Below are 14,502 nucleotides of genomic sequence, written 5' to 3' on the forward strand. Positions count from 1 at the left end.
GAATCAATGACTCACAGCAATCGCCTGATTGTTCATGATACGCGGAGTGAGAAATACCAGCAGCTCGGATTTTTTCTCCGAAACCACGTCACGCCGGAAAAGGCGGCCAAGATACGGCACATCACCGAGAAATGGCACCTTATCTACAACCTTGCTCTGAGTATTTGAGAAAACCCCACCAATCACGATGGTCTCGCCGTCGTTGACCAATACCTTGGCGTTGACCTCGTTTTTCTTGATCGGCGGTACATCCTGCACTTTGTTCAGGTAGTCCGGTTCGTCCTTGGTGACCTTGACCTCCATGATGATGCGGTTGTCCGGGGTGATCTGCGGCGTCACTTCCAGGGACAGCGAGGCTTCCTTGAACGACACTGAAGTGGCACCGCTGGAGCTGGCTTCCTGATAGGGGATTTCGGTGCCCTTGAGGATTTTCGCGGTTTCCTTGTCGGACGTGACCACTTTGGGCTGCGAGACGATTTCCCCGTTGCCGGTTTTTTCCATGGCCGTCAGCTCAAGGTCCAGCAGCACATTGTCGGTAATGAAGGCGATGCCGATCCCCGAGGTGTTGGAGGAAGTCCCAAGGTCGACGAACGGCGAGTTGGTGCTGGTGCTGCCCGGCGTGCCGACGGTGGTCGAAGAGCCGTTGACCCCGGAGCCGTTCCAATTACCCTTCTGCACCGAACCTCCCCAGCGCACGCCGAGGCTTTTGTCGTAATCGACGTTGGCCTCAACGATGCGCGCCTCGATCATCACCTGACGCACTGGAATATCCAGCTGTGCAACGATGCGACGCAGTTCGTCGAGGCGGTCCTGGGTCTGGTAGGCAATGATGTTGTTGGTCCGCTCATCGACAGTGATTGAACCGCGCTCGTCGACTTTCGCCTCGGCGCTGGTCACCGACTGGAACAGCTTGGCGATATCGGCTGCCTTGGCGTAGTTGACCTGCAACAGTTCGCGACGCAGAGGCGCCAGTTCGGCGATTTGCTTCTGCGACTCCAGCTCCTGACGCTCCCGGGCGGCGATTTCATCGGCCGGCGCCACCAGCAACACATTGCCAATCTTGCGTTTATCCAGGCCTTTGGTTTTCAACACCAGGTCCAGCGCCTGATCCCACGGCACATTCTGCAGGCGCAACGTGATGCCGCCCTGCACCGTGTCACTGGCCACCAGATTGAGGTTGGTGAAATCGGCGATCAGTTGCAGCACCGAGCGCACATCGATGTCCTGGAAATTTAGCGAGAGCTTTTCGCCGCTGTAGGCAAAACGTTCGGCGTTGCGTTTTTGCAAGTCATCGACCGTCATCGGCCGGATGCTGACGGTCAGTTTGTTATCGGTCTGGTAGGTCGAATAATCGAAGGCGCCGCTTGGCTCGATGCTGATGATGGCCCGGTCGCCCGTGGCGCTGGCGTTGACGAACTGCACCGGGGTAGCGAAATCCTTGACGTCGAGGCGTACGCGCAGCCGTTCAGGCAATTGAGTCTTGGTGAAGCCGACGATGATCTTGCCATCGCGCTCCTGTATGTCCGGGGCGATGGACGGATCCGACAGATCGATAACCACATTGCCTTCACCCTGGGTGCCGCGCTGGAAATCCACGCCACGAATGGCTTTGCCCACGGGAGCACTGGCTCTGGCGGGCGCGGGTACCGCAGTGGCCGCGCGCGGTGCGCTGGCAATCGGTTTGGGCGCCTTGTTACCGGCCGCCTGCCCGACGACCACGAACAGGTTGTTGCCTTCGACGCGTGCGTTATACGGAGTCAGTTGAGTCAGGCCGATGATCAGCCGCGTGCGGTCCTTGGCTTCCACCACCGTGGCGCTGCGGGCATTGCCGCCGCCCAGGTCACGACTCTTGTTCGCCAGCTGGCTGGTAACTCCCGGCAAATCCAGCGCAATCCGCGCAGGCTGCTCAGTCGTATAGCCATGCGGCTGCGGTGGCGGCCCGTCGAACGACAACTTCAGCTCGACACGGTCACCGGGCAGCGCGGCGACATCCAGCGCTTTGAGGTTGGCCGCCTGTACCAACGGCGACAGAAACGCTATCCATAGCGAAATACCGAAGGTTGAGAAAATCCTGTTCATTGTTCGAGTTCCACTATGAGTGCTCTTTCAAAGGGATGGTCCGCGGCCGCTCCAGCCAGGCGCCTTCGCCATCGGGAACGATTTCGACCACATCGACTTGCGAAGCGCTGATGGCGACGATCCGCCCATCATTACGTCCCAGGTAATCGCCGACTTTCAGCCGATGCACACCGCCCGCCCCGCGCAGCAGCGCAAAGGAGCCGGAGGCATTGGAGATTGTGCCGACCATTTCAAATTGTTCGATGTTGAAGCCTTCGAGGTACTGCTTGACCCGGTTGGGGTCGGGTTTGACGTTGCGCGAGCCGTGCTTCTGGCCAGCCAGATCGACTCTGACCTGCCGGGAGAACGGGCTGCGCAGGTTGGCAGCGCTGTAGGTGAATGTCGGATAAGACTGGAATGTCGGCGTTGGTTCAATCTTGCCGGGCGCTCGCAGGCGCACTTCGTTCAGGTAGGCGTCGATGTCGCTGAAACCATTGTCACCACCACAACCGGCCAGGATGACCAGGCACATCACCATCGACAGGCAACGAATCGGGTTCATTTCTGCAACCCCTTGTCGTTGTAGCGGTAGGTCTTGGCAAGGATGCTCATGCGCAGCTTCGGACCGCCTTCGGGATTGGCCGGCACCAGGTCGAAATCATGCAGGGTGACGATCCGGGGCAACCCCGCCACACCGCTGACGAAAGTGGCCAGGTCGTGATAAGCGCCGGTGACGGTGATCTGGATAGGGAGTTCGATGTAGAACTGCTGGGTGACCTCCGGCAGCAGCTTGATCTCTTCGAATTCCAGGCCGCTGCCCAGGCCGGTGCGGGTGATGTCCTCCAGCAGGCCGGGCACTTCGGTGTCGCTGGGCAATTGCCGTAATAGCATGCCGAAGGAATTCTCCATTTCCTTCATCTGCTGGGTATACAGCTCAAGATTGGCCGCCATGTGGGCTTTGGTCGCGAACTGCTCCTTGAGCGTCGACTCCTCCTCACGCTTGAGTTCCAGGTGGCTTTGCAGGTCGCTGATCAGGAAGCTATAGCCCAGGGCCAGCACCAGCACCATCAGCAGAACACTCGCAAGGACCTTGATCGCCCTTGGCCAGGAACCCATGTTGTTGGTGTCCAGATCGCTGATGTCGATCTGGCGCAACCCTTCGAGCCATTCGGACGGCCTCATTTAGCCACCCCCACAATTGCCGGCTGAGTCTGACGGACGGTCAACTGAAAAACATTGGCCTGATCCAGCTGACCGGCGGTGTTCGCTTTGACTTCCGTGAGATTGGGCGCATCGAACCAGTCGGACGCATCCAGATTGCGCATCAAATCCGAAACACGATTGTTGGACTCCGCCGCGCCGGTGATGGACAAGGTCTTGCCGACCATTTTCACTTCGGTGAAATACACGCCGTCCGGCAAGGTGCGCGCCAACTGATCGAAGATCCTCCCGCTGATCGGCCGGTTGCCTTGCAGGTCCTGGATGATGCGCATGCGCTCGACGAGCTGCTGGCGACGAGCCTTCAGATCGCTGATCTGTTTGATCCGCTCGTCGACCACGGCAATCTGCTTGGCGATGTAATCGTTACGCGCGACTTGTCGATCAATGGCGCTGTTAATGACCTGGTCCGTGATCAGCAGTGCCCCCACCGACCCTGCCAGCACACCGACCAACGCCAGCAAAAAGCGTTTGCGCCGCGCTTCGCGCAACTCTTCACGCCAGGGTAAAAGATTGATCCGTGCCATCAGTCGAAACTCCTGAGGGCCAGCCCGCAGGCGATCATCAGTGCCGGCGCATCGCTCGCCAGGGCACTGGCGTTGACCCTGCTGCTCAGGGTCATGTCAGAGAATGGATTGGCGACCTGGGTCGGCGTACCCAGGCGCTGCTCGATCAACCGATCCAGCCCTGGGACCGAGGCAGTGCCGCCGGCCAGGAGAATGTGATCGACCGAGCTGTATTGGCCGGAGGCAAAGAAAAACTGCAATGAGCGCGACACTTGTTGCACCAACGCATCCCGAAACGGCTGCAAGACCTCACTGACGTAATCGTCCGGCAAACCGCCCTGTTTCTTCGCCAACCCTGCCTGCTCGACCGTCAGGCCATAACGGCGCTGGATTTCTTCCGTCAGTTGTCGGCCGCCGAACAATTGTTCGCGGGTGTAGATGATCCGCCCATTGTTCAACACGCTCAGGGTGGTCATGGTGGCGCCGATATCGACCACCGCCACGGTCAGATGCTCCTGAGAGGTGGCCAGCTGGGTTGCCAGCAAGCCGAACGATCGCTCCAGGGCATAGGCTTCGACATCGACGACTCGCGCAGTCAGCCCGGCCAGGGCCAGGGCCGCTTCACGAACCTCGACGTTTTCCTTGCGACAGGCGGCCAGCAGCACATTGACCCGCTCGGGATTGCGCACCGACGCGCCTTGCACTTCGAAGTCGATCGCCACTTCATCCAGCGGATACGGGATGTACTGATCGGCCTCGATCTTCAGCTGGTTTTCCATCTCGTCGTCGGAAAGACCGGCGTCCATCTCGATGGTCTTGGTGATCACCGCCGAGCCGGCGACCGCCACGGCGACGTTCCTCTGGCTGGTTTTGGCCTTGAGCAGCACGCGCGCAAGGGCCTGCCCCACGCCTTCGAGCTCGGCAATATTTTTTTCGACCACGGCACTGGCGGGCAGCGGCTCGACCGCATAGGCCTCGACCCGATAACGGTCGCCTTGGCGGCTTAACTCCAACAGCTTCACCGACGTAGAGCTGATGTCGATCCCCAGAAGCGCATTGGTTTTTTTATTGAAGAGTCCTAGCACTACCAATTCCCTATGACTATCCGTGAGTTACGGACTCTGTAATATCCATTGCGTTCAATACCCCCCGTCTTGACAGAAGCGCAAATGACGCTCCCTGCGGAAAAATGCTTATAATGCCGAGCGTTTTTCCGCTTTCACTGCAAGCGCGGGTCATTCTCTTTATAGCCTGAACCCTGATGCCTAATTCATTCTTTGCCCTGGATATCCAAAAGCCTTGATTCGTCTGCTGAAATTCTTCGGTTGGTCCATCGTCGCCGTTTTCTGCGGACTGCTCCTGGGTCTGAGCGGCGCCTTTCTTTACCTTAGCCCTGGATTGCCATCTGTGGAGGCGCTGAGAAGCATTCAGTTGCAGATTCCTTTGCGGGTGTACAGCAGCGACAACAAGTTGATCGCAGAATTTGGCGAAATGCGCCGTACGCCGATCCGTTTCGCCGACATTCCCCCCAATTTCATTAATGCGTTACTAAGTGCTGAAGACGACAATTTCGCCAACCACTATGGCGTCGATCCCAGCAGCCTGATGCGTGCCGCCACCCAGCTGGTAAAGAGCGGACACATTCAGTCCGGCGGCAGCACCATCACCATGCAGGTGGCGAAGAACTTCTTCCTGAGCAGCGAACGCAGCTTCTCGCGCAAAACCACCGAAATTCTCCTGGCCCTGCAGATCGAACGGCAGCTGACCAAGGACGAAATCCTCGAGCTGTACGTCAACAAGATCTATCTGGGCAACCGCGCCTATGGCATCGAGGCGGCGGCGCAGGTCTATTACGGCAAGTCGATTCGTGATGTCAGCCTGGCGCAGATGGCGATGATCGCCGGTCTGCCAAAAGCCCCGTCGCGCTTCAACCCGCTGGCCAACCCGGCCCGCAGCAAGGAGCGTCGCGACTGGATCCTGGGGCGCATGTACAAGCTCGGCAAGATCACCGAAGCCGACTACACCGCGGCGATCAACGAACCGCTGAACGCCAGCTATCACGTGCCGACCCCGGAAGTGAACGCACCGTACGTCGCCGAAATGGCCCGCGCCGAAATGGTCGGTCGCTATGGCAGCGATGCGTACACCGAAGGTTTCCGCGTCACCACCACGGTGCCGAGCGACTTGCAGGAAATGGCCAACAGCGCGGTTCACGAAGGCTTGATGACCTACGATCAACGGCACGGTTATCGCGGCCCCGAGTCACGCCTGCCGGGTAAAACCCGAGAGGCCTGGACCCTGGAACTGACCAAGCAGCGGACCATCAGCAGCCTGGAACCGGCGATCGTGACCCAGGTCGACAAGAACGGCGTGCAGGTGCTGACCCGCACCGGCGAAGAGCATGTTGCCTGGGACACCATGAAGTGGGCCCGTCCGTTCCTGAACACCAACAGCATGGGCGCCAATCCGAAGCAGCCGTCGGACGTCGCGCAGGTCGGCGATCTGATTCGCGTACAACGTCAGCCGGACAATTCGCTCAAATTCAGCCAGATTCCGCAGGCCCAGGGCGCACTGGTGTCCCTCGATCCGCAGAACGGCGCCATTCGTTCCCTGGTCGGCGGTTTTGCCTTCGAGCAGAGCAACTACAACCGCGCCATGCAGGCCAAGCGTCAGCCGGGTTCGAGCTTCAAGCCGTTCGTCTATAGTGCCGCCCTGGATAACGGCTACACCGCCGCCAGCCTGGTGAACGACGCACCGATCGTGTTCGTCGACGAGTACCTGGACAAGGTCTGGCGCCCGAAGAACGACACCAACACCTTCCTCGGTCCTATCCGCATGCGTGAAGCGCTCTACAAGTCGCGCAACCTGGTATCGATCCGCCTGCTGCAAGCGCTGGGCGTCGACCGCACCATCGACTACATCAGCAAGTTCGGCTTCAACAAGCAGGACCTGCCACGCAACCTGTCCCTGGCACTGGGCACCGCGACCCTGACACCAATGGAAATCGCCACCGGCTGGAGCACCTTCGCCAACGGCGGCTACAAGATTTCCCCGTATATCATCGACAAGATCGAAAGCCGCAACGGCGACACACTGTTCGTTGCCAACCCGCCGAGCGTTCCGAAAGGCAACGTAGTCAGCGACGGCATCGCCGTGCCGGCCGCCAATACCTTCACCGTCAACGCCACCCCAGGCGAAGCGCCGGGCACCCAGCCAGTGTCACAAGCGCCAGCGGTGGCCGAACGCATCATCGATGGCCGCACTACCTACATCCTCAACAGCATGCTTGAGGACGTAATCAAGCTCGGTACTGGCCGTCGTGCGCTGGCCTTGGGCCGCAGTGACATTGCAGGCAAGACCGGCACCACCAACGAATCCAAGGACGCCTGGTTCTCCGGCTACAACGCCGATTACGTGACCACCGTCTGGACCGGCTTCGACCAACCGGAAAGCCTGGGCAAACGCGAGTTCGGCGGCACCGTCGCCCTGCCGATCTGGATGAACTACATGGGCGCCGCCCTCAAAGGCAAGCCAGCCCATACCCAGCCGGAACCTGAAGGCATCCTCAGCCTGCGGGTCGACCCGGTCAGCGGTCGTGCAGCCACCCCAAGCACGCCAGGCGCCTACTTTGAGCTGTTCAAGGCCGAAGATACGCCACCGTCGGTGAATGAGCTGGGTAACGGCAATGTGCCGGGCAGCCCGCTGCCAGCGGACGAAGCGGCGCCGATCGATTTGTTCTGATCGCCGCACACCAAAAAGCCCCGCCTTCGAAAGAAGTGCGGGGCTTTTTATTGCCTGCCTGCAAACCCCTCAGATACAAAAAAGCCCCGACTCAGAATGAGCCGGGGCCTTTGGCTGAAGCGCTACAACGGCTTAGCCGTTGAACACGTCATCCACGCTTTTCAGCGGGTAGTTCTTCGGATACGGCAGGGTCGCCACGCCGGTCTCGATCGCAGCCTTGGCCACGGCATCGGAGATCACGGTGATCAGACGGGCATCCATTGGTTTCGGGATGATGTACTCACGACCGAATTCCAGCTTGATGCCGCCGTAGGCGTCGCACACTTCCTGAGGCACTGGCAGCTTGGCCAGTTCACGCAGGGCGTTGGCAGCAGCCACTTTCATTTCTTCGTTGATGCGCTTGGCGCGAACGTCCAGGGCACCACGGAAGATGAACGGGAAGCCCAGTACGTTGTTGACCTGGTTCGGGTAGTCCGAACGGCCGGTGGCCATGATCACGTCGTTGCGAGTGGCGTGTGCCAGCTCCGGGGAGATTTCCGGATCCGGGTTCGAGCACGCGAACACGATCGGGTTGGCCGCCATGGACTTCAGGCCTTCAGCACTCAGCAGGTTCGGGCCGGACAGGCCAACGAACACGTCAGCGCCTTCCAGCGCGTCAGCCAGGGTGCGCTTGTCGGTCGCGTGAGCGAACACAGCCTTGTACTGGTTCAGGTCGTCACGGCCGGAGTGGATCACACCGGTACGGTCAACCATGTAGATGTTTTCGATGTTGGCGCCCATGCTCACCAGCAATTTCATGCAGGAGATGGCGGCAGCACCGGCGCCCAGGCAGACGATCTTGGCGTCAGCCAGGGTTTTGCCAGCGATTTCCAGGGCGTTGATCATGCCGGCAGCGGTCACGATCGCAGTGCCGTGCTGGTCATCGTGGAATACCGGAATGTCGCACTGCTCGATCAGAGCGCGTTCGATTTCAAAGCATTCAGGTGCCTTGATGTCTTCCAGGTTGATGCCACCGAAGGTGATGGAGATACGCTTGACGGTGTCGATGAAGGCTTGCGGGCTTTCGGAGTCGACTTCGATGTCGAACACGTCGATGCCGGCGAAGCGCTTGAACAGAACACCTTTACCTTCCATCACCGGCTTGGAAGCCAATGGACCGAGGTTACCCAGGCCCAGAATCGCGGTGCCATCGGAAATGACTGCAACCAGGTTGCCTTTGCCGGTGTATTTGTAGGCCAGTTCAGGATCGCGGGCGATTTCGCGTACTGGTTCGGCTACGCCGGGGCTGTAGGCCAGCGACAGGTCGCGGGCGGTAGCAGTGGCCTTGGTGAGCTCGACACTCAGCTTCCCTGGACGAGGATTGGCGTGATATTCGAGAGCGGCAGTTTTCAAATCAGACATGTGGGCATTCCGCTTTTTACTGTTGGACAGACGGACCGCCGAGGATACTCGTGTCGCAAAGTCCCCACAAGACTGACCAGTCACCCCTGTCAAGCGCCCTGCCCTACGACTTTGGGCCAAGAGCCACGGAATACAAGGGATGGACTGTTCACAATCTACAGAATAAATGTCTACAATTTTTATTGCGGTGCGACCTGCAACATCGCCGGATCGGTCAGCGGCAAAAGCCAGCGCGCCTGTCCGGGCTTCAGTCCGCCACGGCGCGAACGATCCACGACCCAGCCACGAGCCTCGATTTGCTTGCCTATGAGCCTTTCAAGCGATGCGCCATCGAACTGGCCCAACATATTGGGTGCAACCCGCAATACAACTGAATCCTGCAACTCGATCCAAACCCCGCCACGATTGCGCTGAACCTTGCTCACACGGCCACTGAGCACGGCGAAGCCGGACGCGTTGATCTGCTCCGCTTTCAGCACAGGTGACTGTCGCCACAGCCCGAGGCCGGCCTGACGAGCACTGCGTTCCGCCGCCTGCTGGCAGCCGACCAAATCGACGTTCGGCGCTACCGCGACCTGAAAACCGAGACCTTCAGCAAGCATCTGCGCTTCGAGGTTGGCGCCATCGACGCTGTAGACATGGGCCAGGGTGCGACCGTAATGGTCCTTGCCTTCTTTACCCGACAGCAAACCGACCCGCCCGTCGCTGGCGGCCACCAGGGCTTCCAGGCGTTTGCGCGCGGCCACGGCGAACGGCTCGTCGGAACGCCCCTGCTTGCCCAGCTCCGGCGTGTTCAAACCGATCATGCGCACACTGCGCCCATCGCTCAGACGCAAGGTGTCGCCATCCACCACCCGCTGCACCACAACCGGCGTCAGCCCGCTCGGTGCCGGGCAGAAGGCCTGGGCAGCGGAAAGCCAAATCACAGGCATAAAAAAGGCGCCCGCGAGGGACGCCTTTTTCATCAGCATGGAAAAACCGTAACGGCCTCCCAAGTTGATCGGCCTTAGGCCTTTTTCGCGCCGAAAGCACCGAAACGGTCTGCGAAACGCTGAACGCGGCCGCCAGTGTCCAGAGTCTTTTGCTTACCGGTGTAGAACGGGTGGCATTCGTTGCAAACGTCGATCGCCAGGGCTTTGCCGTAGGTCGAACGGGTTTCGAACTTGTTGCCGCAGCTGCAGGTAACAGCAACTGCTGGGTATTCTGGATGGATATCAGCTTTCATGGTGTCTTCCTCAGGCTAGCGTGCCGCCACCCAACACTATTGTTGAATACCGCACGTAATTAGGCCGCGGATTCTACCAGACAATGCCGATCACGCAAGCTGTCACTGAAACCGACCGTCTGCTAGGCTCCCGGCCTTCGTCATCGCTCCCCTATCGAGAAAACAATCGCGTGCCCAACGCCATTCTGCGCCTCGCCCTGCCTTCGCCCCTGCGCCGCCTGTTCGACTATCGCGCGCCGGCCGGAGTCCTGCGCGCCCAGTTACACCCGGGCATGCGCTTGCGGGTGCCGTTCGGTCGACGGGAGATGATCGGGATTCTGGTGGAGATCACCGACCACAGCGAGGTCCCGACGGAAAAGCTCAAACCGGCGCTGGCGCTGCTCGATGCCGTACCGCCGCTGCCGCCCGCGCTGTTCAAGCTGTGCCTGTGGACGTCCCAGTATTACCAGCACAGCCTCGGCGACACGTTGAGCTGGGCGCTGCCGGTGTTGCTGCGCCAGGGTGAACTGGCCGAAGCCCGTCAGGAGCGGTTCTGGTCCGCCGCGCCTGGTGCCAGCCTCGATGACCCGCGCATCGCCCGCGCGCCGCGACAGCGTGAAGCCCTGGCGACCCTGGCGCAACATCCCCACGGCGTCGCCCATCAGTTGCTGAGCAAACTGATGCTGAGCAAGGACAGCCTCGACCTGTTGCTGGCCAAGGATCTGGTGCAGGTAGACATCCGCAGGCACGCGCCCGGCGCTCGCCACGAACACTGGCTGGCACAACCGGAATTGCCGCTCAACCCGGAGCAGCGCGCCGCTTATGAAGCGATTCGCGCCGGGTTCGACAGTTATCACGCGTTCCTGCTGGCCGGCGTCACCGGCAGCGGCAAGACCGAAGTGTATTTGCAGCTGATCCGCGAAACCCTTGAGGCCGGCAAGCAAGCCCTGGTGCTGATCCCGGAGATCAACCTCGGCCCGCAAACCCTGGCGCGCTTCGAACAGCGCTTCAATGCACGCATCGCACTGATCCACTCCGCGGTCAACGACCGCGAGCGCCTGGACGCCTGGCTGGCCGCGCGGGATGGCGAAGCCGACATTATTATCGGCACCCGTTCGGCGCTGTTCACGCCAATGAAGAACCCCGGCCTGATCATCATCGATGAAGAGCACGACGGCTCCTATAAACAGCAGGAAGGCCTGCGCTACCACGCCCGCGACCTGGCACTGGTTCGCGCCCGGCAGGAAAACATCCCGATTGTCCTCGGCTCCGCCACGCCTTCGCTGGAAAGCCTGCAAAACGCCTACACCGGTCGTTACGGCCTGCTGCGCCTGAATGAGCGCGCCGGTGGTGCCAAGCAACCGCGCTTCCTGCGCCTGGACGTAAAAAGTCGCCCACTGGACAGCGGCATTTCCGGACCGATGCAGCAAGCCATCGGTCAAACCCTCGCCGCCGGCCAGCAGGTGCTGGTGTTCCTCAACCGCCGAGGGTTCGCCCCGACGCTGCTCTGCCACGATTGCGGCTGGATGTCCGAATGCCAGCGCTGCGACGCGCGAATGACCGTGCACCAGCGCTCGGGCGAATTGCGTTGCCACCATTGTGGCTACGTCGAACGCGTGCCTCGGCATTGCCCAAAGTGCGGCAAGGTCGATTTGCGGCCCGTGGGCGCCGGCACCGAGCGTGCCGAGGAACGCTTGGGGATTCTATTTCCGGACGTCCCGGTGCTGCGGGTCGACCGCGACAGTACTTCACGCAAAGACGCGATGAATCAGTTGTTCGCGACCATCCAGAAAGGCCAGCCGTGCATTCTGGTCGGCACACAGATGCTTGCCAAAGGGCACCACTTTCCTCGGGTGACACTGGTGTCGATTCTCGATGCCGACGGCGGGTTGTTCTCCGGTGACTTCCGCGCCAGCGAGCGCATGGCGCAGTTGATCGTCCAGGTCGCCGGACGCGCGGGCCGCGCCGAAGAGCCGGGCAAAGTGATCATCCAGACGCACCTGGCGGACCACCCGCTGCTGGTGCAACTGACCGAGCAGGGCTATTTCGCCTTTGCCGAACAGGCATTGAGCGAACGCCGCTCCGCCGGGTTGCCGCCATTTGCGCATCTCGCGCTGCTGCGGGCCGAAGCGCACAAACCGGGGCAGGCCGAAGGGTTCCTCGATGAAGCGTGCAGCGAGGCCGAACGACTGCTGGCCGAACAGCATCTGACCGGCATCGAGTTGCTGGGGCCGGTTCCGGCACCGATGGAGCGCCGGGCCGGGCGCTATCGCGCGCAGTTGTTGCTGCAAGCCACGGCCCGGGCGCCGCTGCATCGATTGTTGAGCAGTTGGTTGCTGGTTTTGGAGCAGATGCCCAGTGGGCGGGCGGTGCGTTGGTCTTTGGATGTCGATCCGGTCGATTTGTATTGATTTCAAAATCGCCATCGCGGGCAAACCTCGCTCCTACAACGGATCTTGCTGATCCGCACACCGCCTCTGCAGGAGCGAGGCTTGCCCGCGAAGGCGGCCGCTTTTGTCACCACATATCCATAACCTGCCCGCTATAGTTGGCAAGCCCGTCTTCGCAACGGATAATGCCCAGTTTTTCCACCAGCGCATCGAAGCGCCGCCGCGCCTGCGGTCGAAAGAGAAGACCATGAAAGACACCATTCGCCAGCTGATCCAACAAGCCATCACCCAACTCGTCAACGAAGGTGTGTTGCCTGAAGGCCTGTCGCCGGCGATCCAGGTGGAAAACTCCCGTGACAAGACTCACGGCGACTTCGCCAGCAACATCGCGATGATGCTGGCCAAACCGGCCGGCATGAAGCCCCGTGACCTGGCCGAGAAAATCATCGCCGCGCTGCCGGCTGACGAAAACGTCTCCAAAGCCGAAATCGCCGGCCCAGGTTTTCTGAACTTCTTCCAGAACACTCAAGCCCTGGCGACTCGTCTGGACGCGGCCCTGGCCGACGACCACATCGGCGTACGCAAGGCCGGCACGGTGCAGCGCACCGTGGTTGACCTGTCGGCCCCGAACCTGGCCAAAGAGATGCACGTCGGCCACTTGCGCTCGACCATCATCGGCGACGGCGTGGCCCGGGTGCTGGAGTTCCTCGGCGACACCGTGATCCGTCAGAACCATGTCGGCGACTGGGGCACCCAGTTCGGCATGCTGATGGCTTATCTGCAGGAAAACCCGATCACCAGCGACGAGCTGTCGGACCTGGAAAACTTCTACCGCGCCGCCAAGCAGCGCTTCGACGAGTCCGAAGAGTTCGCCGACCGCGCCCGTGGCCTGGTGGTCAAGCTGCAAGCCGGCGACCCGGACTGCCTGGCCCTGTGGACCAAGTTCAAGGACATCTCGCTGTCCCACTGCCAGAAAATCTACGAACTGCTGAACGTCAAGCTGACCATGGCCGACGTGATGGGTGAAAGCGCCTACAACGACGACCTGATCAACGTGGTCAACGACCTCAAGGCCAAAGGCATGCTGGTCGAGAGCAACGGTGCTCAATGCGTGTTCCTCGACGAATTCAAGACCGCCGATGGCGATCCGCTGCCGGTGATCATCGTCAAGGCCGACGGCGGCTACCTCTACGCCACCACCGACCTGGCGGCCGTGCGCTACCGCAGCGGCGTGCTGAAAGCCGATCGCGCGCTGTACTTCGTCGACCAGCGCCAGGCCCTGCACTTCCAGCAAGTGTTCCAGGTCGCGCGCCTGGCCGGCTTCGTGACCCATCCGATGGATATGGAACACATGGGCTTCGGCACCATGAACGGCGCCGACGGCCGTCCGTTCAAGACCCGTGACGGCGGCACCGTGAAGCTGATCGACCTGCTGACCGAAGCCCAGGAACGCGCCTACACGCTGGTGAAGGAGAAGAACCCGGAGTTGGCCGAAGACGAGCTGCGCAACATCGCCAAGGTCGTGGGCATTGGCGCGGTGAAGTACGCCGACCTGTCCAAGCACCGCACCAGCGACTACAGCTTCAACTTCGACCTGATGCTGAACTTCGAAGGCAACACCGCACCGTACCTGCTGTACGCCTACACCCGAGTGGCCGGCGTATTCCGCAAGCTTGGCAAGGACTTCAGCGAAGTCGAAGGGCAAATCGTCCTCGAAGCGCCGCACGAACATGAGCTGGCGGCGAAACTGGCGCAGTTCGGCGAAATCCTGAATAACGTGTCCGACAAAGGCACGCCGCACATTCTCTGCACCTACCTGTACGATGTTGCCGGCCTGTTCTCCAGTTTCTACGAGAACTGCCCGATCCTCAGCGCCGACACCCCGGCGCAAATGCAGAGCCGTCTGCGCCTTGCCGCACTGACCGGCCGCACTCTCAAGCAAGGCCTGGAACTCTTGGGTCTGGAAACTCTGGAGCGTATGTAA

General features: G+C 60.7%; 11 protein-coding genes. 3 read left to right on the forward strand and 8 right to left on the reverse strand.

What is annotated here, in order from left to right:
* Positions 1-3: 3 nt before the first annotated feature.
* From pilQ to ACCC96_RS13055, 5 genes are read right to left on the reverse strand one after another with little or no spacing between them, the layout of a single operon-like run.
* Positions 4-2,079 (reverse strand): type IV pilus secretin PilQ, encoded by a 2,076-nt coding sequence (pilQ, locus tag ACCC96_RS13035; protein WP_019650781.1) that lies wholly within the window; start codon positions 2,077-2,079, stop codon positions 4-6.
* Positions 2,080-2,092: 13 nt separating this feature from the next.
* Positions 2,093-2,620: a pilus assembly protein PilP gene (locus ACCC96_RS13040; protein ID WP_019650782.1), complete on the reverse strand. Its 528-nt coding sequence runs from the start codon at positions 2,618-2,620 to the stop codon at positions 2,093-2,095.
* The gene (gene pilO / locus ACCC96_RS13045) at positions 2,617-3,240 is read right to left on the reverse strand and encodes a type 4a pilus biogenesis protein PilO (RefSeq protein WP_019581857.1); all 624 of its coding nucleotides are present in this window, start codon (positions 3,238-3,240) and stop codon (positions 2,617-2,619) included. The genes ACCC96_RS13040 and pilO overlap by 4 nt, the downstream gene beginning before the upstream one ends.
* The gene (locus tag ACCC96_RS13050) at positions 3,237-3,803 is read right to left on the reverse strand and encodes a PilN domain-containing protein (protein WP_019581856.1); all 567 of its coding nucleotides are present in this window, start codon (positions 3,801-3,803) and stop codon (positions 3,237-3,239) included. The genes pilO and ACCC96_RS13050 overlap by 4 nt, the downstream gene beginning before the upstream one ends.
* Positions 3,803-4,867, reverse strand: coding sequence for a pilus assembly protein PilM (locus ACCC96_RS13055; RefSeq protein ID WP_019650785.1), 1,065 nt, complete (start codon positions 4,865-4,867; stop codon positions 3,803-3,805). The genes ACCC96_RS13050 and ACCC96_RS13055 overlap by 1 nt, the downstream gene beginning before the upstream one ends.
* Positions 4,868-5,084: 217 nt before the next feature.
* Here ACCC96_RS13055 and ACCC96_RS13060 point away from each other — a divergent pair, with 217 nt between their 5' ends.
* Positions 5,085-7,523, forward strand: coding sequence for a penicillin-binding protein 1A (locus ACCC96_RS13060; protein WP_413696061.1), 2,439 nt, complete (start codon positions 5,085-5,087; stop codon positions 7,521-7,523).
* A gap of 132 nt (positions 7,524-7,655) precedes the next feature.
* Here the strand turns inward: ACCC96_RS13060 and ACCC96_RS13065 are convergent, their stop codons facing one another.
* The 3 genes from ACCC96_RS13065 to rpmE all read right to left on the reverse strand — a co-directional run bounded on the left by ACCC96_RS13065 (position 7,656) and on the right by rpmE (position 10,149).
* Positions 7,656-8,924, reverse strand: coding sequence for a malic enzyme-like NAD(P)-binding protein (locus ACCC96_RS13065; RefSeq protein WP_019581853.1), 1,269 nt, complete (start codon positions 8,922-8,924; stop codon positions 7,656-7,658).
* A 179-nt stretch (positions 8,925-9,103) separates the two neighbouring features.
* Positions 9,104-9,895, reverse strand: coding sequence for a thermonuclease family protein (locus ACCC96_RS13070; RefSeq protein WP_413696044.1), 792 nt, complete (start codon positions 9,893-9,895; stop codon positions 9,104-9,106).
* A 35-nt stretch (positions 9,896-9,930) separates the two neighbouring features.
* On the reverse strand, positions 9,931-10,149 hold the full coding sequence (gene rpmE / locus ACCC96_RS13075; protein ID WP_018929146.1) for a 50S ribosomal protein L31: 219 nt from the start codon (positions 10,147-10,149) through the stop codon (positions 9,931-9,933).
* A gap of 170 nt (positions 10,150-10,319) precedes the next feature.
* Between rpmE and ACCC96_RS13080 the strand changes: the two genes are divergently transcribed.
* Both ACCC96_RS13080 and argS read left to right on the forward strand, forming a co-directional pair.
* Entirely contained in the window at positions 10,320-12,539 is a 2,220-nt protein-coding gene (locus tag ACCC96_RS13080; RefSeq protein ID WP_413696045.1) for a primosomal protein N', read from the forward strand.
* Between the two features lie 226 nt (positions 12,540-12,765).
* Positions 12,766-14,502, forward strand: coding sequence for an arginine--tRNA ligase (argS, locus tag ACCC96_RS13085; protein WP_413696046.1), 1,737 nt, complete (start codon positions 12,766-12,768; stop codon positions 14,500-14,502).

The organism is Pseudomonas sp. Pseusp11 (assembly GCF_047304405.1).
Classification (GTDB): Bacteria; Pseudomonadota; Gammaproteobacteria; order Pseudomonadales; family Pseudomonadaceae; genus Aquipseudomonas.